Consider the following 21804-nt stretch of genomic DNA (forward strand, 5'->3'; position numbering starts at 1 on the left):
GTGTGCGCTGCATTTTCCTTCCTTCAGGAAAGGATCGGGCGCACATTGGGCGCACTTGCGCTTGTGTGGGAGTCATCGGCCATCGACCACACGCGGTCGATGGCTCCCCGCATCCTTGCCTCGCTGTTCGGCATCATGTGGGCGTACGTCCGCAACGTGAACCCCGGGTCAGCGTGCCCAAGGTACTCAGCCAGGGCTCTGATGGACACTCCGGCTTCCAGCAGCACTGACGCGAAGTGGTGACGCAAGGCGTGGTAGCCATACTCCCGGGCCGACGCCTGGTGAGAGAGGACTCCCGCGTCCACCAACGCAGGTTTCCACACGAACTTATTGATGTAGTTCTTGTTGAGCGGCTTACTCTCCCGGCTCGTGAAAATTAACTGTGCGGTGACCGGCTCGCCTTCCGGATGGCGCCATGGGAGCGTGACGCTGACAGGCGGGAACTGGGCCATGTGCGCCGATAGGCGCAAGGCGACGTGTTCAGGAAGCGGAATCTCACGTTCTTTGCCGTGCTTCGGCGGAGCGAAGCATAACTTGTTCCGCACTTTTTTGACCTGCCTGCGGACATAGAGTGTTCCATCGAGAAACCCCACGTCCTCAGCAGCCAAGCCGATTGTCTCGCCTTGGCGCAAGCCACATCCAGCACCGGGAACGACGTACGCTCGGTAGCGGGGCGGTATGCTTTCTTCCACGGCAGCTACCCGCTCCAAGGTCCACGGAACGACCTTACGTTTTTCCGGGACGGGCGCCTTAACCGAACTCGATGCACACGGATTCCTAGCAATCAGCCCATCGTCGACAGCAGCCGCAAGTGCACCTGATAGATGCTCGAAAATCGTGCGTGTCGACGAACTAGCCAAGTGAGTCTGTAGTCCCGCGAGCCAACTCCGGATGACTGACGGCTTGAGCTTGCGTAGCTCTTGGGATCCGAGATGCGGAAAGACATGGAGCTGTAACCGCTTCTCCATAGCTTCTTTCGTGGACTCTTCGACGGTTAAATTCGCCAGCCACTCCTCAGCAAACGCCTGGAGGGTGACCTTTCCAGCCTTAGGGTCGACGTACTCGCCGCGCTGCAAGTCCCCCTTGATATTCGTCAGGTGCTGCTCAGCTTCGACCTTGGTCCGGAATTTAGGATTCTTCTGCTTCCCATCATCGTCGCGGTAGCGGACTGCCCAGCGCTTCCCGCGTCCGTAGTGCGCACTCTTTTCTTTCTTGGTCGAACCATCGGGCTGCTTGACGGTGCGGTACCACGTGTCAACTACCGGCATCGGTGTCGTCCTGCGAATCGAAAAATTTGTCTCTTCCTGCGTTGCTTGGATGACGCATCTTTGAAATAGTTACCGCTTCACTGGGGCTATATACTTTATCTATCCCTTCTGCTTTTTCAATAAAGTCTAAAATTTCCTCACCAGGGCGTTCGGTGAAATAAATTCTTGAGTTTTGAGCTGCCCCGACGTTTTCTCCACGGAACCATCCGCGAGCGAATTCTATATTTCCCAGTGCACGTGATTCTCCTGTTTTTTGTGATGGGGTTAGTGCGTAAGTACCTTCCTCTGATATCGGAAACACGAGGTGAACCGGGGCAACGTCGAGCGCAAACGCAAGTCCTATTAGCTCATCAACGGTGACGTGTCGACGCCGGCGCCCGTTCTTGTCTCTGCGGCCAGACTCGATGTTTTCAATCGTGTTTGCACTGAGCTGGAGTCCGACGTCCGCGCATTCCTGCGCGAGTTGATGCGGCGTCCAGCCGCGACGCTTGCGCACTTCTCTGACCCGCTCGGCGACAACGTCACTTGGCGGGCCGTATGTAGCTGTTTCCTGCTGTTCCGTCATATCGACGGATCATACATACCTAATCAACGGCTGTCCACCGTTTGACATGCGGCGCAACGGAAGCTAGCTTCCTGTGACAGCAAGCACCCGTCAATAATACGGAAGCTAACCGTCGAATCTACGGCGGGATGTACAGGAGTGTTCATGGCTCAGTCTGATGCGCGTCCGCTGTGGAGCCCGAGCGAGCTTGCCAACTACCTCGGCGTGCCCGTCACCACGATCTACCGGTGGCAGCACATCGGAACCGCGCCACCCAGCATCCGTCTCGGTCGCCACACGCGCTATCGCCCGGATGCCGTGGACCGGTGGCTCAATGCAAAGGAGAACGCATGAAAGCACAAAAAAAGCCCGGTGCTGCCAACACCGGGCCCAACACCTCTACTGAGGCTATAACCAGCAACATCGTATCCGATGCGTCTCCGTACGTACAGGCTGCGGTCTACGCGGTGGTGGAGAACCCGGTTCCGGCTCCGCCGATGCCGAGGAAGTCGCCCGAACGGCGCTACCGCAAGCAGTGGGCTCGCCACCTGCTTGCCACTGCCGAGGAATTGGGCGAGGTACCGGAGTTTGGTTCGATCGAATGGGGCCAACTCCCCTCCGATGACCTACGCAAGCAAGCCGCTGCGATCCGGACAGCCGAGGCATACGCCGAGGAAGGCGACGATCTCGAATACCACCTGGCGGTAGAGGATTACGAGCGTCGCCGCGTTGAGGAAGAGACCTGGCGGCAGTACCAGGACCGGGTTCGTCCTGGCATCGCTGCGCGTGTGATCGAGCGGTCTCGTGGTGGCGAGTTCCGCAAGCCGCCTCATGCCGGGGTTTACACGGGCGGACCGGTCGCCTGGGAACCAGGGGGTGAGGCATGAACATTCCGGACAGCATGCCCCCGCTTAAGGCGTTCGACACGGGAAGCGCTGGAGAAAGTACCCTGTCCAGCTCTGCCAAGGGCCGTGCTAGTGGGGACGATGGTTCCGAAGGGGAAAAACCTAAGGAGTCCCAGGCCTCCAAGGTCGCCAAGCTTGCCCGTGAGCGCTATGCGTTGTTCTTGTCCGATGATGGGCGCCCGTATGCGGTCGCCAACGATGGCCCTCATCTCGCGGTGCCGCTGCGGGGGAAAGCGGGTCTTCGTTCCCAGCTCGCCCGGATCTATGCCGATGAGAACAATGGCGCGGTTCCCTCACAAACGGCGTTGGCCGATGCCATGACCGTCCTTGAAGGGGTCGCTGCGGGCACGGAACCGCGTGTCCCCCAGTTGCGGGTGGCTCGCCATGGTGACTCCATCGTGGTCGACTTGGGCACGCCCGACGGGCGCTGCGTGGTGGTTGGCCCGCACGGCTGGCAGCGGGAGCCGCGCTCACCGGTGCTGTTTCGCCGCTCGGGTGCGATGAAATCCCTTCCCGAACCGGTGCGGGATGGCGACGGGCTCGCCACGTTGCGGGCGTTGCTCAACATCGACGAGGCGGGGTTTCGCTTGTTGGTGGCCTGGCTCGTCGCGGCGTTCATCCCGGACTTGCCCCACCCGATCCTGGCGTTTCGGGGTGAGCAGGGAACGGGCAAGTCCAAGGCCGCTCAGATGGTGATTGGGATTGTCGACCCCTCGGGCGCGCCCAAACGCACCGCCCCGCGCGATATGCGGACCTGGGCGACCCAGGCGTTCAACTCCTGGGCGTTGTGTTTGGACAACGTGTCGATCGTGCCCGACTGGCTGTCGGATGCGCTGTGCCGCGCGGTCACCGGGGAAGGGGTCATCGATCGGGCGCTGTACACCGATGATGACGTGGTGGTGTTGGAGTTTCGCCGGGTGCTAGCGATGACCACGATCGATGCCGGGGCGTTGCAAGGCGACTTGGCCGAACGGCTACTCACCCTGGAACTGAACCTGATCCCGGAAGACAAGCGCCGCGAGGAAGCCGACCTTGATACGGCCTTCAGTGACGGGCACGCGGCGATTCTGGCGAGCCTGTTCGACCTACTGGCCCAGGTGGTGAAGGCCCTTCCCGACACCACCTTGACCCACCGTCCGCGCATGGCCGACTTCGCGCGTGTGCTGGCCGCTGTCGACCGGGTGCGGGGATGGAACACGCTGGATTCCTACCGGCAAAGCGCCCGGGATGCGGTCTCAGACGTGCTGGACGGTGACCCGTTCGGGCAAGCGGTGCTCACTCTGGCTGATCGGGCCGGACCGGATGGGGTGACGATGACCGCTCGAGAGATCCTTGATGCGGTCGAGGCTCCGGACAAGCTCCCCAAGGGGTGGCCCAAGGACCCCACACGCGCGGGAACCAAGCTCAAACGGCTAGCGCCGACGTTGCGCACGGTCGGTGTGGAGATCGACGACAGCCAACGCGGAGGCAACGCCCAACGCAAACGGCTGTATGCGATCCGCTCCACACCCCAGCGGCTAGCGGAGATAGAAGGTGCATCCCAGCGTCCACAGCGTCCTCAGCGTCCACACGATGACGAGCACCAAGGGGTGAGCAGGGAAAACACGATGGACGCTGCAAACCCTGGCATGGACGCTGCCAACAGCCACAGTGTCCAGCCCAGTTATCGCGGTGACCAGCAACAACAGGGACCGATGGACGCTGCGGACGCTATGGACACTGTTTCGCAGCCGCTCTCTACCGACGCGTCCCGTGATCCTGCCACGTCTCTTCACTGTCCCGACTGTGGCGAGCCGCTACCGCCCGGGCGTGCTCGCTGCCAGTCCTGTTTCGAGGTTCTCCAGAAAGGATCGGAATGACTGAGCACCCGAGCACAACGGAATGGTTCGTTCTCTCTGCCCTGTTCCGCAAGGCAGCCGACGAGGGATACGGGTTCTTCGACGGGACTCGTTTCGAGGCGATTCCCGGAATGGAAAACGCGACGGCTGACTACATTCAATCTCTACTCGACGAGGAAGGCGAATAGGAATTTCGTGTGATCACATAAATACCGGCCGTTCTCCCCGGTTTACCCAAAAAACGTGCCAGAGAAAGAGAAACCGCAGGTCACAAAAGAATACGGGCCATTATAGAACCGAACCTCAACTGTGGTTTGTGGTTGACAATGGGACTATAATAGAAGTAGGAAGATAAAAACACAGAGCCCCCAGCTCTAACGTTGGGGGCTTTTTGTGTATCGAGGGGGCTCGGAACGTCCCCCCAACTTCCGGAAAACTTAATACAGCCGCATGATGGGCGAGATCAGAGCGGCGCCACATACAGGCCCCGCGGATCGCTAGCTACTCGCCCTAGCCAGCGTTTCCCGCGGGGCCATTTTTATGTCTCAGAACAAGGAGAATCATGGATTACAAAACCGAACGCCGCTGGAGAGAACACCCGGTACGTAGGCTCCTCAACCGCGCCGCTGAAGGCGACCACGTCTACTCTGACGAGATCGACGACGTCCGACTACCAGTCCGGGAACGCAACGCTCTCATTCAGGCTATGAAAACCGTGCAGAGCCGCCACGAAGCAGACCAGATCTCTCAAGAGATCTTCGAGGCCCTTCCGGACCACCACGAAACGAGAATCCAGTACGAGGAACGTCGCGCCCGGGCGGGTGACGCACAGGCCCTGGCCAGCGTCCAAGCGCGCGAAGACGCACACGAGCGGCTCGTAGATGAGGTGTGGAACAAGGCGCGTAATAGCGCTAACCCGCCCACCGCATCCGCCCCGCGCCCGAAGAACACTGAGGAGAACTAATGAACGAGATAGACGAGATTATTGCGGAAAACGCGCAGCGGAAAGCAGACCAGAAAGCCGCAGAAGAAGCCGGACAGCAAGCGGCTCATGATGCTGTTGACCAGATCGAATCCCAGAAAAAAGGGGAGACCGAGCGGCAACGCGCGGAACGCCGAGAACAAGAAGAATTCGACCGGAAAGTGGCTAAATCTCTGGGGCGGTTGGGGCAAAGCTGATGAGAAACAAAAGAGAACCGAGAGAGCCACTCCGGCCGGGCGCGATGCCAGAGGGGTGGAAGAATCCAACACCACCGCCCCGCGCCTGGACAAACACCAGCAAACAAGACCGCACCGTCACCCACGCCAACGGGGAACAATGGGAGGTAGACCCGCATCCGCACGATGCGACCCCGATTGAGACGCCACCACGTCCGACCGGTGGTGACGTACGTGAGCAGCTAGCCTACGACCACGCGATGCAGGCGAACGGGTCAGAGATGGTCCTGAAGGACCTGTATTGCCTATGCGGCACCCCGCACACGTGGTACGGCCGGGAAGACTGCGAGCCTGCCAAGGTGCGGTGTGAGGACTGTATAGACTGACAGTCCAGCCCGGCCTACAACGGGGGAAGAGACAGGGGAGGCAGGACTTGCCTCCCCTTACTCATGTCGGACGTCACCGTCACGGGCCAGGCTTTTTGTCGGAGGCGGCAAAAAGGGTGCGCACGTCGCGCGCACCCTTACCCGACAGACCTCCTTCAAGGAGGCCAGTTCTTCCGAACACCGCGCCCGGGTGGGGGACCCCTCCCCTTCAAAAGGACACTCCGAACGGTGGGGTTAACAGGTCTGAATGGCTACGGGTCATGAGGTTTCAGGTCCGAAAGGGTACCCAGATCGTGGGTACCCCGGCGCTACCTGCCAGGAACGCGACAACCGCGCGAGTCCGAGAAGGGGCGGCACGTTTTGCCCACCCCGTACCCCGCGCGGGGACGGCGAGTCCCTTCGGGGGACTCGCGAACAGACCACCGAGGGGTTAACCAATCTGGTTACCCCCTACCCGCACGCGGAGAACTCCGGGGGTACCCAGATCGTGGGTACCCTTCTCCTGACCATGTGCAGCCCGGGCTCAATATGATCCTGAGCTGCGGTTGCGGGCTAGACGTCGACGACCGCAAGCCACCGGCGCCTATGCGGGCGGGGTGTCCCTGAAGTGCCACACCCCGGGGGCGAGTTCGTCCCCCTGCATGATGTTCAGGGACGCCGCCAACAGCGAGAACGGCCGCCCCGCACGTGCCGGGGGACTCTCCAGTTCCGCTACGAACGCCTCCACGTCAGAGTTCACGACGGTAGGGGCGTGGTCGGCGTCGTGGTCAACGGCCGTAGCAATCCACAGGCTTTCGGTGCGGCGGATGTGCCACCGGTCGGCGTAATGCCGGCGTAGCGCCTCAAGGGCGAAGTCGTCGGGCTGTGCAGTGGACATACACGCCACCCTCACCCCGCTGCGCGCGTATCGGGAGACGACCACGCGGCTGGTCACCACCTAGTCACCAGTCACCGCCCCTCGGTTGCCGCCGCGAGCGCGTCGCGGTATTCGCCGGTCCAATCGGCCTCGTGTTGATCCTCGGGAAGGCGGTTGAGGGCATCGGAGAGGTAGTCTGCCGCCTCGGCATAGTCGCCCAGGTTCAGGTACGCGATTCCGACCTGTAGCAGGAAGAACGGGCGGGTGTAGTAGTAGTGCCACGGGCGCGCGGTGTCACGCTGCCGCTCGGTCTCCTCGGTCAGGACGGCCGCTTCATCGAGGCGTCGCCGCGCGGCATCCCGTTCTCCCAGAGCGCCCAACGCCTGGGCGGCCTGTAGTGTGTCGAAGGCATGCTGGGCCACGTGCGCGCCGGAAGTGTGGAGCGATCCTTGGGCGGCGCGCAGCATCGCTGGATAGCGTTCCTGCTGCCAGGCTATATAGCCACGGAACGATGTGGCAGTAGCGGCCATCGTGGCGTCGCCCCCCTCGTCAGCGAGTTCCTCGGCTTGGTCGAAGAGAGTGAGGGCGTCGCGATCGCGTCTCAACGCGACGCTGAGCCAGCCAGTGAACTGTGTCCACTGGGCGGCGACGCTCACCATATTCTCCCGGTGCGGCCCTCGGGCTTCTTTGGCGAGTCGGGTGACGGTGGCGAGCTGCGCGCGGGTTCCGGGCAGTACCGCGCGGGGGCCGATCACGTCCTCGAGACGGCGTTGGGCGGCGAGCACGTCGGCGAGCGCGCTCACGGTCTCAGCGTCGACGCGTGAGGGGTAGATACTGCTGTGGGCTAGACGGTCGGTGTCGTCCGGGGTGAGCGTTGCCGCGATCGTAGACAGGGCGCCCCCGGCATCGAGGGTGTTATCAATGCGACTCGCGAGGTCGGCCGAGGGGCGTTGCTTGCCAGCGAGGACACGGGAAACGTAGGCGTGGTCGTAGTGGACACGGCGAGCGAGTTCCCGCACGCTTATCCCGTGTTCTGCCAGGGCGGCGCGTACGGTCGGTCCGAAGGACTGATCAGGGGTAGAGTCGTTCATAAGGCTCTGCTCTTCCTCTAGGTCGCACTATCAGGTTAGAGCAGAGCCTTAGCCATGGTGGAAGGTCATCGACCACCGCAGGGGCGCCGAATCAGTCCCCTCGTCGGAGCCTTCGACGTTGTCGAAGCGTGCCCCCGTGCGGACCATACGCAGCTCGGTCTCAATATGCTTCTGTCCGGGGAGCGGGCTCGTGCGCCATGGCGCACATTGGGCGCACATGGCGTTCAAAAAAGCTACAAAACGGTGATGGTTGCCGACAGGCAGAATCCCTGCACACACGGGGTTTACTGGAACTCCCCCAGGTGAGAAAACCCCGAGAGGCAGTTCTACGACGTGTGAGCCCATAGCGGTGTGCGCCGGCGTTCCTCCCCTCGGGAAGGGACTGGGCGCACACCGGGCAGCGTTTGAGTGAGCGGGGAGCCACCGGCCGGTGGCTCCCCGCATCTTTGCCCCGGGGTGCCCAGCCGGACCCCTGATGGACACTCCAGATTCCAGCGGCACTGACGCGAAACGGTGGCGCAGGGCGCGGTAGCCATACTCCCGGACCCACGCCTGGTGGGAGAGGACGCCCGCGTCCACCGAGGCAGGTTTCCACGCGAACGTGTTGACATAGCTCTTGTTGAGCGGCCTGCCCTCCCGGCCCGCGGAAATCGATCGTGCGGTGACCGGATCGCCTGCCGGATGGCGCCTGGGAGCCTGACGCTGACAGGCGGGAACTGGGCCATGTGCGCCGAGAGGTGCAGGGCGACGTCTTCGGGAATCGTAATCTCACGTTCCCCGCGCTGCTTCGGCGGAGCGAATCACAACTTGTTTCGCACTTTTTTGACCTGCCTGCGGACCTAGAGTTTTCCATCGGAGAACGCCGCATCCTCAACACCAGAGCCGATGCACACGGATTTCCAGAAATCAACCCATCGTCGACAGCAGCCGCAAGCACGCCCGCTAGATGCTCGACAACCGTGCGAGTCGACGAACCAGTCAAGCGAGTCTGGGCCCCCGAGATCCAGCTCCGGATGACTTACGACCTTAAGCTTGCCCAACTTCCGGAACCCGAAATGCGGAAAGATATGGAGTTGTAACCGTTTCTCCACAATTCCTTTCGCGGGCTCTTCGGCACCAAGTTCGCCGACCACTCCTCGGCGAATACCTGGAGGGCAACCCTTACAGCTTTAGCGCCGACACGCTCACCACGCTTCAACCTCCCCTCTTAATGTTCATCACATGGAGAAACTCGACAACAACCAAAAGTAATCGAGCGAGGACTCGGCCTTACAAATCAACACTTAAGAGTCTTAATGGTTCGTGCTACCGAACTCGACGCACTTCTGATTGTGCCTAACTAGACAGGAATTAAAAAATGCGTTTGGAGAATTCAACCCCCTGGCTAGCCGGTGGCATCGCGTCAATCGGCGCGATTCTGGCCGTGTTCGTGGCACCTGCCATAGCCGATTCGACCGAGGCGCAGGCGCCCGCGACCGAGTCGTCCTCCGCCGGCTACGTGGTGGAGGACTTCGACTATCCGCAGGCCGCGAAGATCGAAGAGGAGCGCGGCATCACCCTCAAGCGCGGCGATGGGCACATCGTCCTGGCCGACTGCGGATCGCAGGAGGACCTGTTGGAGGTGTGGGCCCGCGATAACAAACAGTCCAAGTACTGTTTCCGCGTCACCGGCGACAGCGGTTGGCTCACGCTGGAACTGCCCGCCGTCTACGGTGTCGCGAATGCCGACTACGACACCAGCCTGGACATGACCGTCGACGGCCAGCACAAGCAGTTCGACGTGGCTCCGAACGAGCAGAAAGGCGTGGGCGAGTCCGCCGATCCGGACGACCGCGAGCACCTCCTCGTCAAGATCACTTCCACCAAGTAGGCAGAGAAGGCTTCCATTTTTCATGCGTAATCTCCGATATTCCGGAAGGATTGCCGGGTTCGCGGCCTCTCTGCTCGCTGCCTCGGTGCTGTCCACTGGTTCGGCGGCCGCGGTGACCGGCCCGGCCGCTGATGCCGACGCGTTGAACTTCACCGCGCACATCGACGTCGGCGAGGGCAAGCAGGCCTGTAGCGGTGCACTCGTCGATCCCGAATGGCTGGTCACCGCCGCCTCGTGTTTCGCCGACAACCCGGCCGAGTCGCTGGAGGTTCCCGCGGGTGCGCCTGCCGAGCACACCACGGCCACCATCGGCCGCACCGATCTGACGACCGACGCCGGACAGGTCCGGCAGGTTGTGGAACTGGTGCCGCGGGAGGACAACAGTGACGTGGTCCTGGCGCGGCTGGCCCGCAGGATGACCGGGATCACACCAGTGCCGCTGGCCGATGCGGCCCCGGGCGCCGGTCAGGAGCTCACCGCGGCCGGATACGGCCGCACCTCCGACGAGTGGGCGCCGGTGAAGCTGCACACCGGAGTCTTCACCACCAACGGCGTGTCCGACGGCGAAGTAGATCTCACCGGCGGCGACAACGCCGCGATATGTCCGGGCGACGCGGGTGCTCCCCTGGTCCGCGACACCGCCGACGGGTGGAGACTCGCCGGGGTCGCCAGCCGGTCGGGGCAGGCCGGATGCTTCGGCGTCGACTCCACGGACCGCACGGCCGTCGCCACCCGGGCCGACTCCCTGGCCGGATGGGTCGACTCGACGGTCCGCGCGTCCCGCGTCGTGGACTTCGACTGCGACAGCCGTGCCGACACGGTTATCGGTGACCCGGACGCCGAGATCGGCGGGGATGCCAGTGCCGGCGCAGCACACGTGACCTACGGCGGGGGCGGGACCGCCATGGTGCACCAGGATCTCGCCTCGGTTCCCGGCGGCTCCGAAACCAACGACCGCTTCGGCGACGAGCTCGACACCCTGGATTACAACAACGACGGCTGCACCGACCTGGTGGTCGGCATCGGCGACGAGGACATCGGTAACACCTCTAACGCCGGCATGGTCTCGGTGGTCTTCGGATCGCGGGACGGTCTCGGCCGCGGCCGGGACTCCCTCAACTTCGAACAGGGCAAGGGGAACGGCGCGCTGGCCAGAACCTCATCGGAGGCCGGCGATCGGTTCGGCGCGGCGCTGGCGGCCGGGAACACCCCCGCGGGCGACCCCTACATCGTCGTCGGAAAGCCCGGTGAGGATATCGGCTCCACCAAGGATGCCGGGGCGAGCGTGTACATACGCGGCGGTACGAGCCACGAAATCCACCAGGACACGTCCGGAGTCCCGGGTGGCGTGGAGGCCGATGACCGGTTCGGCGCGGCGGTCGCCTCAGACGGTGTCCATTTCGCCGTCGGTATTCCCGGAGAGGGGCTCAATGGTAATGACGAGGCCGGCGGAGTGCCGCTCTTCTCCCACAGCACCGATTCCGATGGACGTCCCACCCCACTCGCGTGGCTCGGCCAAGACCGGGAGATGATCCCGGGAAGCCCGGAGGAAGGCGACCATTACGGTGCGGCGCTGTCCATGGCCCGCTACAAACCCGAGGCGTCCGCAGCGGCCACAACCTCGGTGCTGACGGTCGGTGTCCCGCACGAGGACCTCGGCAGCACGACCGACGCCGGTGGTGCCAACACCGTCACCATCTCCGCCTCTGGTGAGGTGAGTCTGCGCTCCGTCATAAACCAGGACGTCGACGGTGTCGCCGGCGGCGCCGAACAAGGCGACGAGTTCGGTGCGGAGGTCGCCGTGGCCAACCGTACGCCGAACACGGTGCCCGGCGGCGATGATCTTCTGGTGCTGGCCGGATCCCCCGGAGAGGACCTCGATGGTGCTGCCGATGCCGGGGCGGTGCAGGTCTTCGACCACGCTACTGCCCCGGGCGACGGTGACCGGTTCGTCAGGGCCGGAAAGTACGGGATTCCCGGCGAGCCGGGTGCCGACCAGCGGCTTGGCCAGACCATCAGCGCAACCCCGGCCGAGTTGTACCTCGGCATGCCGGACGGACCCGCGGCTCGTGGCTCGGTCTACCGCCTCCCCTGGTCGCAGCTGACCTCCGGTGAAGGTGCGGCTGCCGACGTGCTGAAGCCGGGCAGCGACGGCATCAGCGCCACCGGTGCCCACCGCTTCGGTGCGGCCATCCGATAGCCGCACTCGTCCCGCCCCGGTTTCGGGGGCACCGGGGCGGGACCGCGCACCCCTGATCTCCCCCCCTCACTGTTGCCCCCGGGTCGATTCCACACGGAAGGAACATCCCCCCGTGAGCTACACATCGTTGACCAGGCGTCAGGTTCTGGCCACTATCGGCGCGGCCGCAGCCGGGGCGGCCATCCCCTCGGTTCTGCCGGGCCGACCGGTCTTTGCCGCAGACGAGACGCCGAGACTGCCGGACACCGACCGCGGTAAGGCCGTATGGGCGTACAAGACCGGAGGCCGGGCGGTGCGTGAAGCCGCGACGGCCGCGCTGGCCGGGAGCGGCTCGGTGTCGGCGTTCCTGACGAAGAAGCTGCCGAACGCCCGAGCCGAGGACAACCGGGTTGCCGTCTTCAGTGAGCTGTCGTACGCGGGCAAGGGCGTCCAGGAGGCGGCGACCGCGGCCCTGGAGGCCGGCGACGACGCCGTGGCCGCGTTCCTGAAGTCCGGATACGAGGAGTCGCTGCTGGAAGACCTGCGCGTGGCGACGTTCACCGTGTTGGAGAACGGCGGGAAAGCGGTCAAGCGTAAGGCCAGGGCGGCACTGGATACCGACACCCGTGAGGCTCTGCAGGACTTCCTGGCCGAGGGGCAGTACACCGCCCGTGAGGAGGACGAGCGGGTCGAGGTGTTCACGATCCTCAACGACGCCTCGCCGGAGGTGGAGAAGTACGCCAACCGGGCCCTGGACGACGGATCCCCGAAGGAGATCCGCTGGTTCCTAGAGTCCGGCCAGCACATCGCCCGCGCACGCGACGAGGAAACCGCCACGATCGAGCAGCTGGTGGCGATCGTCGAGCGCGAGGGAAAGCGCGCGAAGTTGGAGACGGACAAGGCGGTCGCCGAGTCGGAGAAGGCGAAGACCGCAGCCTCTGAGGCGAAGGCGGCCGCGCTGGAGGCGGCCGAGGAGGCCAAGGCCGCCCAAGAGGACGTCGCCAAGTCCGGCAGGGCCGCCAAGAACGCCGCCGACGCCGCCCGCGGCGCTTCCAACGCGGCACAGACCGCGATCTCCGCGTCGCGGACCGCGCAGGCGGCCTCCCGCAGGGCCGCCCAGGCCGCCCAAGCCGCGGCTGCGGCCGCTGCCTCGGCCGGGCGCGCGGCAGCGCGAGCCTACAATTCAGCGATCGCGGCCTCAAAGGACGCCTCCAAGGCGTCCGCCGCCCGCGAGGCCGCCGAAGGTGCCCGCAACGCCGCGAAGAAGGCGCGTGATGCGGCCAAGGCAGCCGACCATGCCTCCACCGCCTCCAAACAGGCCTCGTCGGCCGGATCGGCCGCTGCTTCCTCGGCGCGTAACGCCGCCGCGGCGGCGAACGCCGCCGCCGATGCCGCCGACCACGCGGGCGCGGCGAGCGCGAAGGCCCGGGAAGCCCGGCAGGCCGCGAACGAGGCGGACGCGGCCGCCGACCGTGCCACCCGGGCAGCCAGCACCGCACGGGCGCTGGCGGACAGGGCGGCTTCGGCCGCGGCCACGGCGCACAAGGCCGCCAACTCCGCCGCCGACCACGCCGACAACGCTGCCGACGCTGCTGAGGAGGCCGCCGAGCACGCCGGTGAGGCCATCGAGCACGCCAAGCGGTCCACCGAGCACGCCGAGGCGGCCGTCGAGGCGGCCGACTCCGCCGCCGACGCGGTCAAGGAGGCCCAGGAGGTAGAGAAGAAGGCTCGCGAGTCCGAAACCGAGCAGATCAAGATCAACACCGAGCTCGCCATCGAGGAAGCCCGGAAACGGGCCGAGGAGGAGACCGAGGACGCCGAGCAGGCCGAGAAGGAGCGCACCCAGGCGCAGAAGACGGAGCAGGAGACCAAGGACCTCATCGCGAAGGCCGAGAAGGCCCTGAACTCAGGGAATACCGATGCTGCCGTGGCCGCGGGCCGCAAGGCCGCCGTCCGGCTGCTGGACTCCACCGGCACCTGGACACGGGAGGCCGCAGAGTTCGCGCTGGCCGGCACCGGAAACGACATGGTCAATTGGGTCGAGGTTGACCGGATCACGGCCCAGCGCCTGGACGACCGGGAGACCGTGCTGGCCATCGCCGAAACGAGCACGCCGAACGTGGCCGCTGCGGCGCAGAAGGCCCTGGAGTCCGACGAGCCGGACGCGGCCAGTGAATTCCTCACAACCGGGGCTATCGAGGCGGCGGCCGAGGACAACCGGGTGGCGATCTTCACGATCCTCGAACAGGACCCCGGCAAAGCCGTCGAGACAGCGGCGAACGCCGCCCTGGACGACAACAGCCCTCAAGCTCTCCACCGTTTCCTCTCCGTCGAGTACGCCGAGGCGGTCAAGGAAGACGACAAAGTAGAGCTCTTCCACTTCATCGAGAACGGCGGCGCCTACCTGAAATCCGCCGCCGAAGTCGCCCTGGAAGGCTCCGCACGAATGCGGCGGACACTCGTGGAGAAAGACCAGTACGACATCGCTCGTATCGACCACGACGCCGCCTCCCACATTTCCGCCATCCGTTCCTCCATCGCCCACGCCGCACAGGTCGCCGAAAAGGCACTGGAGGACGCCGCTCGCGCCTCCCAGGCGGCCGCCGAAGCGCGCGAGGCCGCCCAAGAAGCAACCGACTGGGCCAACAAGGCCAAAGGCTACGCCGAGGACGCCGCCGCCTCGGCCGAACAGGCCCGGGAGAACGCCGAGGACGCCGACGCATCGGCCGCCAAGGCCGCCGATGCCGCTGCCACCGCCGAAGACGCCGCGGCCACGGCGCGCAAGGCGTCCCGGCGGGCGAACTATTCGGCCAACCAGGCTTTCGCCTCCGCTCATAAGGCGCAATCGTTCGCCTCCTCGGCGCAGGAGTCCGCCGCCAAAGCCCGTGCTTCTGCCATCCAGGCCGGCAAGGACGCCAAGGCAGCAGCACAGGCAGCAAAAGAAGCCCACACAATCGCAAAGAACAAGCGCAGGGCCGAACTAAAAGAAAAAGCGAAAGAAGCAGCGCAACAAGCCGAAGAGGACAAGCAGAACGGAGTCGACCCCGGCGACGATCCCGAGAACGACGAACTCGACGCCGGTAAGGATGAGTTTCTCGGTGGCACCAGAGAGGAATGGGCCGATGCCGCGGGCAGTGCTAGCACCTGGGCCGGAACGGCATCGGCTGTATCCAATACCATTGCCTTAGGTGCCACTGTGTCGGGAAACCCCTATGCCGGAGCCGTTTTTGCTGGAATCGGAGGGTTCTTAGGAGAAGTCTCTATCATCTCCGGAGGGCTCAGTGCCATCCTCTACCATGATGTCGACAATCAGAAATTCAAGGAAGCCCTTGGCGGATTCGCCATAAGCACCATGACCTGGGGGCAGGGCAAGACAGTTAAACATATAGCCCCCGGGATTGAAAGGGAAGTCGGATATATGCTCCATGACGCCATGTGGAGCGCGGCAACCGCTACCTATGGCTGGGTAACTTCATAATATTAACCACGAACACCACTAACTGATGGTCGGGTGGCGATTGACTGCCATCCGACCACTGTTGTGACCAACGGATGACTCAAATGCTGACTTCGCTTCTATCAACAGGACAACTATGGATGGCTGCCGCTGCCGCGGGAGCCATATTCGTTGTTGTCAATTTGTTCATCATACGGCGACACCTCTCAATCAAAGCAGCATCGGCAATCATATCAATTCCCATTATGGGAATACCAATGCTTATTTTTGGAGGCCGATCCGGACAGGGTGGCCTGTCTAGAGACGAAGGACTAGTCATGTACATTGTAGGAACATTGAGTTTTGCAATTCTATTATCATCCGTGTTTTATGGGGCATGAAACGAGAAGAGAAAAGCAAAAAAGAAGGCAGGCCCGCAAACGAACCACCATCAAGAAAAAATACTTTGATAATTGGATTTTTATTTGCATTTCTATATGCAGCATTTTTATTTTTACATACATATTTCTCATTTAAGAAGAACTTGTAAACACAAACGCATGAGTTTCCTGACCAACCGCGAGAACTTCCAAGCCCCACCCACGCCCATGAGAATCAGGATCCCTGCTCAATCACGACCATCCCGGCCACCGGTTTGGGCCTTCCGGCGCCCGCCAAGCGGTGCGCACCGAACGCTGCCGCCGCGAGCACGGAACGGCCTTACCAACCGCGAGGTCGTCTGCGCCGTCACCGACCTGGACGCTCACCAGGTTCCACCGCCGGGTCCGGCCAATTCCTTCCGCAGCAACGGGATGATGGAAGACCAGCTGCACCCGCACGTACGCGGCCCCAACCGTGCTGGGCCGTGTCACCGGCCTCGTCCGTGAGCCCCCGATCGCTGCTGGGTAGAAGAACCTCGCTTTTGGCCGTAGAGCACGCAACCCTGGACAAGGCCGTCATTTGAGCCACGGCACGGTTGGGTGAGGGTGATGTCCGGATGCGTGCACACGGCGGCTCCCGGGCACGGACCCGCCTCAGGCCCAAACACGAGAACACCGTGTCCGGCTTCGGTTACGCGCGCCTCCTCGCCTCACGTCCCGTCGGACCACCGATACGGCGCCCCCACTGGCCAGCTCCATTGGGGCGCTGCCACGGCGCACGAATCAGTACCGCGACGTGCGACCCCATAGCGGTATGCGCCGGGTCCTCCCCCGGTGGGAAACAGGGCGCACCTCGGGAAGCGCCCCGAGTTCGCGGGGGGCCACCGGCCCTTTGATCCCTCGGCCGGTGGCTCCCCGCGTTCGTGTCCCGCCCGCCGGTTCCATCCCGGAGCTGTGGGCTACTACGGCTCGTCCCGTACGCTCGCTGCGGCGGGGCGAACGGCGCCGGGAAAGAGGCTCAGTTCCCGCTATCGGGGTCCGTCGGGTCGACCACCTCGGCCTCGGTGGGCACTGTCCCGGACCGGGAGAATTCCAGGGAGAGCCGCACCGTCTCCCCCGCCTCCAGTTCCCCGGGTTCCATCAGCATCAGGTGCAGCCCGCCGGTCTCGAACGCCACGGTCTCCTCCGCGCCGACGGCGACCTCCTCCTGGCGCACCATCTCCGTGTTTCCGTCGCTCTGTCTGGTGTCGTGCATCTGCACCTCGTCGGCGGCGTCGCTGGTGACACCGGTCAACGTGTCGTCGGTTCCTCCCGTGTTGCGCACGGTCAGGTATCCGGCGGTCACGTCGGGGTTCGCGGGAACGCGCACGCTCGCGTCGGTGACGGTGATGTCGGGCTGTTCCTCGCCGCATCCGGCGAGCACACCGACGAGGCCGGCGGCAGCGGCCGCCGCCATGCGGGTGACGGCACGCATCAGGCCTCCTCGTCCAGGAGCAGGGTGACGTCCTCGGCTATGTCCTCCGGTTCGGTCCCGTACTTCCACATGAGTTCGGAGTCGCCCTCCGGTGAGAACACGAGTACCTGGCTCCCGTGTCCGACGTCGTACTCGCCGGTGCGTTCCTCGGGTTCCGGACGGTCGATGGAGATGCCCAGGTCGCTGGCTGCCTGGTCCGTGTTCTCGATGGAGCCGCTCAGCCCGGTGAAGGACGGGTCGAAGCTCTCCAGCCACCGGCCCACCAGCTCGGGGTCGTCCCGGTCGGGGTCGGCGGTGATGAACATCACCTGGAAGCGTTCCCGCTGTTGTTCGTCGAGCTGCTCGACTGCCTGGGCCATGTCGGCCATCGTCGTCGGACACACGTCGGGGCAGTTGGTGAACCCGAAGAAGACGGCGGTCGTGGTGCCGTTCGGGTCCTCGGCCAGGTTGTAGTCCTCCCCCTGGGTGTCGGTGAAGGTGAGGTCGGGCAGGGAGAACGCCCCTTCGATACTGGAACCGGTGTAGGGCGAGTCGTCGCCGGGCTGGGCGGGCTCGGAGCATCCGGCCAGCGCCGTGAGAGCCAGCAGGGCCGCGCCGCTGGCGAGCAGAGTGGTGCAACGCATCGTATGAGTCCATTGCTTCGGCTCCCGCGCCGGTGTCAGGCGGCGGGAGAACAGGTCAGGGCCACGCGGGTGCGGGCCGGAGCGCAGGGGCTCCCGGCCCGGGCGCGCGGCGGCGCGCGCTCGGCTATGGCGTGCCGCAGCCTGGACAGCCGAAGCCCCGTCGCGGGGGGCGGGGTGGAAGGCCGGGGACCTCCCGGGACGCCGGCACCGGTGGTGTGTGGTGGCAGCGCCAGGGCAGCGCGCAGCCACCGCAGTACCGTCCACAGTCCCTCCTCTCCCCAGGCGAGCCACCATCCGGTGGCGAGCGCCGCCCACAGGTGGGCCACTCCCATGACGGCGTCTCCGGGGTCGACGACGCCACCGCCGCACATGGGCCCGGCGAGGCGTGCGACCTGCTCGGGGGAGCCGGGCGCCGGCGCGGGAGCCGCGACCCAGAACAGGGTGTGCAGCAGCAGCTGGGCGGTGAGCAGCCCGAGAGTGAGGGACCGCACCGAACGCTGGCCGCCCGCGGCGGGAAAGGCCAGCAGGGTGAGGGCGCCCGCGGCGAGGAGCACCACGGCCAGCTGTGGAGCGGCACCGCCGGCGGCGACATGGCCGCACAACGCCATGCCGACGCAGACGGCGGCGAAGAGGGCCGCTCGGACGGCGCGGAATCCGGGAGCTGACATTGCGCTCCCCATCCTCTCAGCGCGACGCGGGCACCCGTCGCAGGGTGGGGCGCGGGCGGGGCGGCTACGGTGGGGAGGGTGGTGGTGTGGGAGCGGTCCTCAGTAACAGCGGGCGCGCTGGCACGGCGCGGCTTCGGAGACGGTAAGCGGGCCGAGCGATTGCTCGCGGACGCTGGGCTCGACCTGGAGCGGGACACGGGCGCGGTCGACGCCCTCGGTGCGGCGGCCGACCCGGACCTGGCCCTGCTGGGGCTGTCCCGGTTGGCGGAGTCCGAGCCCGACCCGGAGGCGCTGCGTGCCGCGCTGCGGGAGGAGCCGGACCTGCGGGACAGGCTGGCGCGTGTGCTCGGGGCGAGTGTCGCGCTGACCGACCACCTGGTGCGGCACTCGGGGGAATGGCGGGAGCTGCGCGGCGCGGACAGCATGCGGGTGCCGAGCGCCGCGGAACTGCGCGCGGGCATGCTGCACGTGGTGGGCGCCGACCCGGACAACACCCCCGCCCCGGTCGCCGACGCCGGTTCGGAGGATCCGGACAGCCGTTCCCACGCGCTGCGGGTGGGCTACCGGCGCCGGGTGCTGCGGTTGGCGGCCCGCGACCTCACGGGCACCGGCACGCTGGACACGACCTCGGCGGAACTCGCCGACCTGGCGGCCGCGACGTTGGAGGCCGCGCTGGCGATCGCCCGGGCTCGCCTGCCGCAGGCGGCCGAGCAGTGCCGTGTGGCGGTGATCGGGATGGGCAAGTGCGGTGGTCGGGAGCTCAACTACGTCAGTGACGTGGACGTGGTCCTCGTCGCCGAACCCACCGACGCCGCCCCGGACGAGCAGGCCGCGATGCGCGCCGCCGCGGAACTGGCCTCGGCGATGATGCGCATCCCCGCCGAGACCGACGGGGAGGGGACCCTGTGGCAGGTCGACGCGGCGCTGCGCCCGGAGGGGAAGAACGGGCCGCTGGTGCGTCCACTGCACAGCCACGTCGCCTACTACGAGCGCTGGGCCAAGACGTGGGAGTTCCAGGCGCTGCTCAAGGCACGGCCTCTCGCGGGCGACGCCGAACTGGGACGCGCCTACTGCGACGCCGTCGCTCCCCTGGTGTGGGCCGCAGCGGGCAAACCGAACTTCGTCGAGGACGTCCAGGCGATGCGGCGGCGTGTGGTCGCCCACATCCCGGCCTCGGAGTCCGGGCGGGAGATCAAGCTGGGTGAGGGCGGGCTGCGCGACATCGAGTTCTCGGTGCAGCTGTTGCAGCTCGTCCACGGGCGCGGCGACACGTCGCTGCGGTGCGGGGGCACGCTGGAGGCGCTGGAGGCGCTGTCCGCGGGCGGCTACGTGGGGCGCGCGGACGCGGCCGGGTTGTGCCGCGCCTACCGGTTCCTGCGCCGGGTTGAGCACCTGCTCCAGCTGTACCGGCTACGCCGGACCCACGTCCTGCCCGACTCCACCGACGAGCAGGGGGCGCAGCACCTGCGCCGGCTGGGACGCGCCCTGGGGTTCACCGCCGACCCGACAGGAGAGCTGCTCGCGGCGTGGCGCCAGGTCGCGGGCGAGGTGCGGCGGCTGCACGAGAAGCTGTTCTACCAGCCGTTGCTGCACGCGGTGGCGCGCCTTCCCGAGGACGAGGTCCGGTTGGGGCACGAACAGGCGCGCGACCGGTTGGAGGCGCTGGGATTCGCGGACCCCGCAGGGGCGCTGCGGCACCTGGAGTCACTCACCTCCGGGGTGTCCCGCCGCGCCGCCATCCAGCGCACGCTGCTTCCGGTGATGCTCGGTTGGTTCGCCGACGCTCCCGACCCCGACGCGGGACTGTTGGGATTCCGCCAGGTCAGCGAGGCGCTGGGAACAACACCGTGGTACCTGCGGCTGTTGCGCGACGACGTCCGGGTGGCCGAGCGCATGGCGACCCTGCTCGGCACCAGTCGCTACGTCACCGAGCTTCTGCTGCGCGCCCCGGAGTCCGTGGCGATCCTGGCCGACGACGCCGACCTCGTCCAGCGGCCCGCGGCGACGTTGCGGGCGGAAGCGGACTCGGCCCTGCGGCGGCACGACTCCGCGGAGAACGCGGTGGCGGCGGTGCGGGCGTTGCGGCGCCGGGAACTACTGCGCACCGCTACCGCCGACCTGCTGGGGGTGGCGGGTGTCGCCGAGGTGGGAAGCGCGCTCACCACGGTCACGGCCGTCACGGTCGAGGCCGCCCTCCGGGCGGCGCACGCCCGGGTCGCCGGGGAGTTCGGCGGTGAGCTTCCCACCCGGTTGTGTGTCGTCGCCATGGGGCGTTTCGGCGGCGGGGAGCTGAGCTACGGAAGCGACGCCGACGTGGTGTTCGTCCACGAGCCGCGCCCCGGTACCGGGACCGCCACCGCGACGGAGGCGGCCAACGCCCTGGTGCGGGAGCTGTCGCGGCTGTTGGCCATGCCCGCCGCTGATCCGCCGCTGCACCTGGACACGGACCTGCGCCCCGAGGGGAAGAACGGGCCGGTGGTGCGCACGCTCGACTCCTACGCCGCCTACTACCGGAACTGGGCGGCGGTGTGGGAGAGCCAGGCGCTGCTGCGTGCCGCCCCCGTGGCGGGGGACTCCGAGGTGGGTGAGCGGTTCGTCGCTCTCGCCGACCGGCTCCGCTACCCGCAGGACGGTGTGTCCACCACGGCGGTACGGGAGATCCGGCGTCTCAAGGCGAGGATGGAGGCCGAGCGGCTCCCGCGCGGCGCCGATCCGACACTGCACACCAAGCTGGGGCGCGGCGGGCTCTCCGACGTGGAGTGGGCGGCGCAGCTGTTGCAGCTGCGGCATGCCCACGAGCTTCCCGGACTGCGCACCACGGGCACCCTCGAGGTCCTCGATGTCGCGGTATCCGAGGGGTTGCTGGCCGCCGAGGACGGCGCCACCCTCGCCACCGCGTGGAGGTTGGCCGCCCACGTCCGGGGGACGGTGATGCTGGTGCGGGGCAAGGCAGGCGACTCCCTGCCCTCGAATGTCCGGGAGCGTTCGGCCCTGGCCCAGGCGTTGGGCTACCGGCAGGACGAGGACACCGAGGGCGCCGCCGAGCAGCTCGTCCAGGACTACCGCCAGGCGACCCGCCGCGCCCGCGCCGTCATGGAGCGCGTCTTCTATGACGACTGACGGTGTGC

The 21804-nt window shown here is 65.9% G+C and carries 17 protein-coding genes; 10 read left to right on the forward strand and 7 right to left on the reverse strand.

Translation table 11 applies throughout. From position 1 onward, the window contains the following. Positions 1–23: 23 nt before the first annotated feature. Together FHX37_RS09720 and FHX37_RS09725 are read right to left on the reverse strand one after the other, a co-directional pair. Positions 24–1268 carry a tyrosine-type recombinase/integrase gene (locus tag FHX37_RS09720; protein WP_141923620.1) on the reverse strand — a complete coding sequence of 415 codons (1245 nt, stop codon included), beginning with the start codon at positions 1266–1268 and terminating at the stop codon, positions 24–26. After that, positions 1255–1833 carry a hypothetical protein gene (locus FHX37_RS09725; RefSeq protein ID WP_141923621.1) on the reverse strand — a complete coding sequence of 193 codons (579 nt, stop codon included), beginning with the start codon at positions 1831–1833 and terminating at the stop codon, positions 1255–1257. Before FHX37_RS09725 ends, FHX37_RS09720 begins: the two co-directional genes overlap by 14 nt. A gap of 144 nt (positions 1834–1977) precedes the next feature. Here FHX37_RS09725 and FHX37_RS09730 point away from each other — a divergent pair, with 144 nt between their 5' ends. From FHX37_RS09730 to FHX37_RS09750, 6 genes are all read left to right on the forward strand, one after another. Then, positions 1978–2166: a helix-turn-helix transcriptional regulator gene (locus FHX37_RS09730; RefSeq protein WP_141923622.1), complete on the forward strand. Its 189-nt coding sequence runs from the start codon at positions 1978–1980 to the stop codon at positions 2164–2166. Beyond that, complete coding sequence (locus FHX37_RS09735) at positions 2163–2699, forward strand: hypothetical protein (protein WP_141923623.1); 537 nt, start codon at positions 2163–2165, stop codon at positions 2697–2699. The genes FHX37_RS09730 and FHX37_RS09735 overlap by 4 nt, the downstream gene beginning before the upstream one ends. Next, the gene (locus FHX37_RS09740) at positions 2696–4576 is read left to right on the forward strand and encodes a TraR/DksA C4-type zinc finger protein (protein WP_211351786.1); all 1881 of its coding nucleotides are present in this window, start codon (positions 2696–2698) and stop codon (positions 4574–4576) included. The genes FHX37_RS09735 and FHX37_RS09740 overlap by 4 nt, the downstream gene beginning before the upstream one ends. Continuing rightward, positions 4573–4743 carry a hypothetical protein gene (locus tag FHX37_RS22785; RefSeq protein WP_170181539.1) on the forward strand — a complete coding sequence of 57 codons (171 nt, stop codon included), beginning with the start codon at positions 4573–4575 and terminating at the stop codon, positions 4741–4743. Before FHX37_RS09740 ends, FHX37_RS22785 begins: the two co-directional genes overlap by 4 nt. Before the next feature lie 374 nt (positions 4744–5117). Beyond that, complete coding sequence (locus FHX37_RS09745; RefSeq protein ID WP_141923624.1) at positions 5118–5519, forward strand: hypothetical protein; 402 nt, start codon at positions 5118–5120, stop codon at positions 5517–5519. Beyond that, the gene (locus FHX37_RS09750; RefSeq protein ID WP_141923625.1) at positions 5519–5734 is read left to right on the forward strand and encodes a hypothetical protein; all 216 of its coding nucleotides are present in this window, start codon (positions 5519–5521) and stop codon (positions 5732–5734) included. Before FHX37_RS09745 ends, FHX37_RS09750 begins: the two co-directional genes overlap by 1 nt. Before the next feature lie 948 nt (positions 5735–6682). Here the strand turns inward: FHX37_RS09750 and FHX37_RS09755 are convergent. Continuing rightward, positions 6683–6976 carry a hypothetical protein gene (locus FHX37_RS09755; RefSeq protein ID WP_141923626.1) on the reverse strand — a complete coding sequence of 98 codons (294 nt, stop codon included), beginning with the start codon at positions 6974–6976 and terminating at the stop codon, positions 6683–6685. A 71-nt stretch (positions 6977–7047) separates the two neighbouring features. Continuing rightward, on the reverse strand, positions 7048–8046 hold the full coding sequence (locus tag FHX37_RS09760) for a helix-turn-helix domain-containing protein (RefSeq protein WP_141923627.1): 999 nt from the start codon (positions 8044–8046) through the stop codon (positions 7048–7050). A gap of 1363 nt (positions 8047–9409) precedes the next feature. On the opposite strand from FHX37_RS09760, the gene FHX37_RS09765 reads away from it, so the two are divergent. The 3 genes from FHX37_RS09765 to FHX37_RS09775 all read left to right on the forward strand — a co-directional run bounded on the left by FHX37_RS09765 (position 9410) and on the right by FHX37_RS09775 (position 15573). Next, positions 9410–9916, forward strand: coding sequence for a hypothetical protein (locus FHX37_RS09765; RefSeq protein ID WP_211351787.1), 507 nt, complete (start codon positions 9410–9412; stop codon positions 9914–9916). A gap of 22 nt (positions 9917–9938) precedes the next feature. Then, entirely contained in the window at positions 9939–12116 is a 2178-nt protein-coding gene (locus FHX37_RS09770; protein WP_141923628.1) for a S1 family peptidase, read from the forward strand. Positions 12117–12228: 112 nt separating this feature from the next. Beyond that, a complete protein-coding gene (locus FHX37_RS09775; RefSeq protein ID WP_211351788.1) occupies positions 12229–15573 on the forward strand; it encodes an ALF repeat-containing protein in 3345 nt (1114 codons plus the stop codon). A gap of 1356 nt (positions 15574–16929) precedes the next feature. Here FHX37_RS09775 and FHX37_RS09785 read toward each other — a convergent pair. The 3 genes from FHX37_RS09785 to FHX37_RS09795 are packed head-to-tail and all read right to left on the reverse strand — an operon-like array spanning position 16930 to position 18676. Next, positions 16930–17385, reverse strand: a complete 456-nt coding sequence (locus tag FHX37_RS09785) for a copper chaperone PCu(A)C (RefSeq protein ID WP_141923630.1) — start codon at positions 17383–17385, stop codon at positions 16930–16932. Further along, a complete protein-coding gene (locus tag FHX37_RS09790; protein ID WP_141923631.1) occupies positions 17385–18008 on the reverse strand; it encodes an SCO family protein in 624 nt (207 codons plus the stop codon). Before FHX37_RS09790 ends, FHX37_RS09785 begins: the two co-directional genes overlap by 1 nt. 35 nt (positions 18009–18043) lie before the next feature. Then, positions 18044–18676 (reverse strand): hypothetical protein, encoded by a 633-nt coding sequence (locus FHX37_RS09795; RefSeq protein ID WP_246062220.1) that lies wholly within the window; start codon positions 18674–18676, stop codon positions 18044–18046. Between the two features lie 78 nt (positions 18677–18754). On the opposite strand from FHX37_RS09795, the gene FHX37_RS09800 reads away from it, so the two are divergent. Then, positions 18755–21796: a bifunctional [glutamine synthetase] adenylyltransferase/[glutamine synthetase]-adenylyl-L-tyrosine phosphorylase gene (locus FHX37_RS09800; protein WP_246062221.1), complete on the forward strand. Its 3042-nt coding sequence runs from the start codon at positions 18755–18757 to the stop codon at positions 21794–21796. Positions 21797–21804: the final 8 nt, after the last annotated feature.

The sequence above is a fragment of the Haloactinospora alba genome, assembly GCF_006717075.1.
Taxonomy (GTDB): Bacteria; Actinomycetota; Actinomycetes; order Streptosporangiales; family Streptosporangiaceae; genus Haloactinospora; species Haloactinospora alba.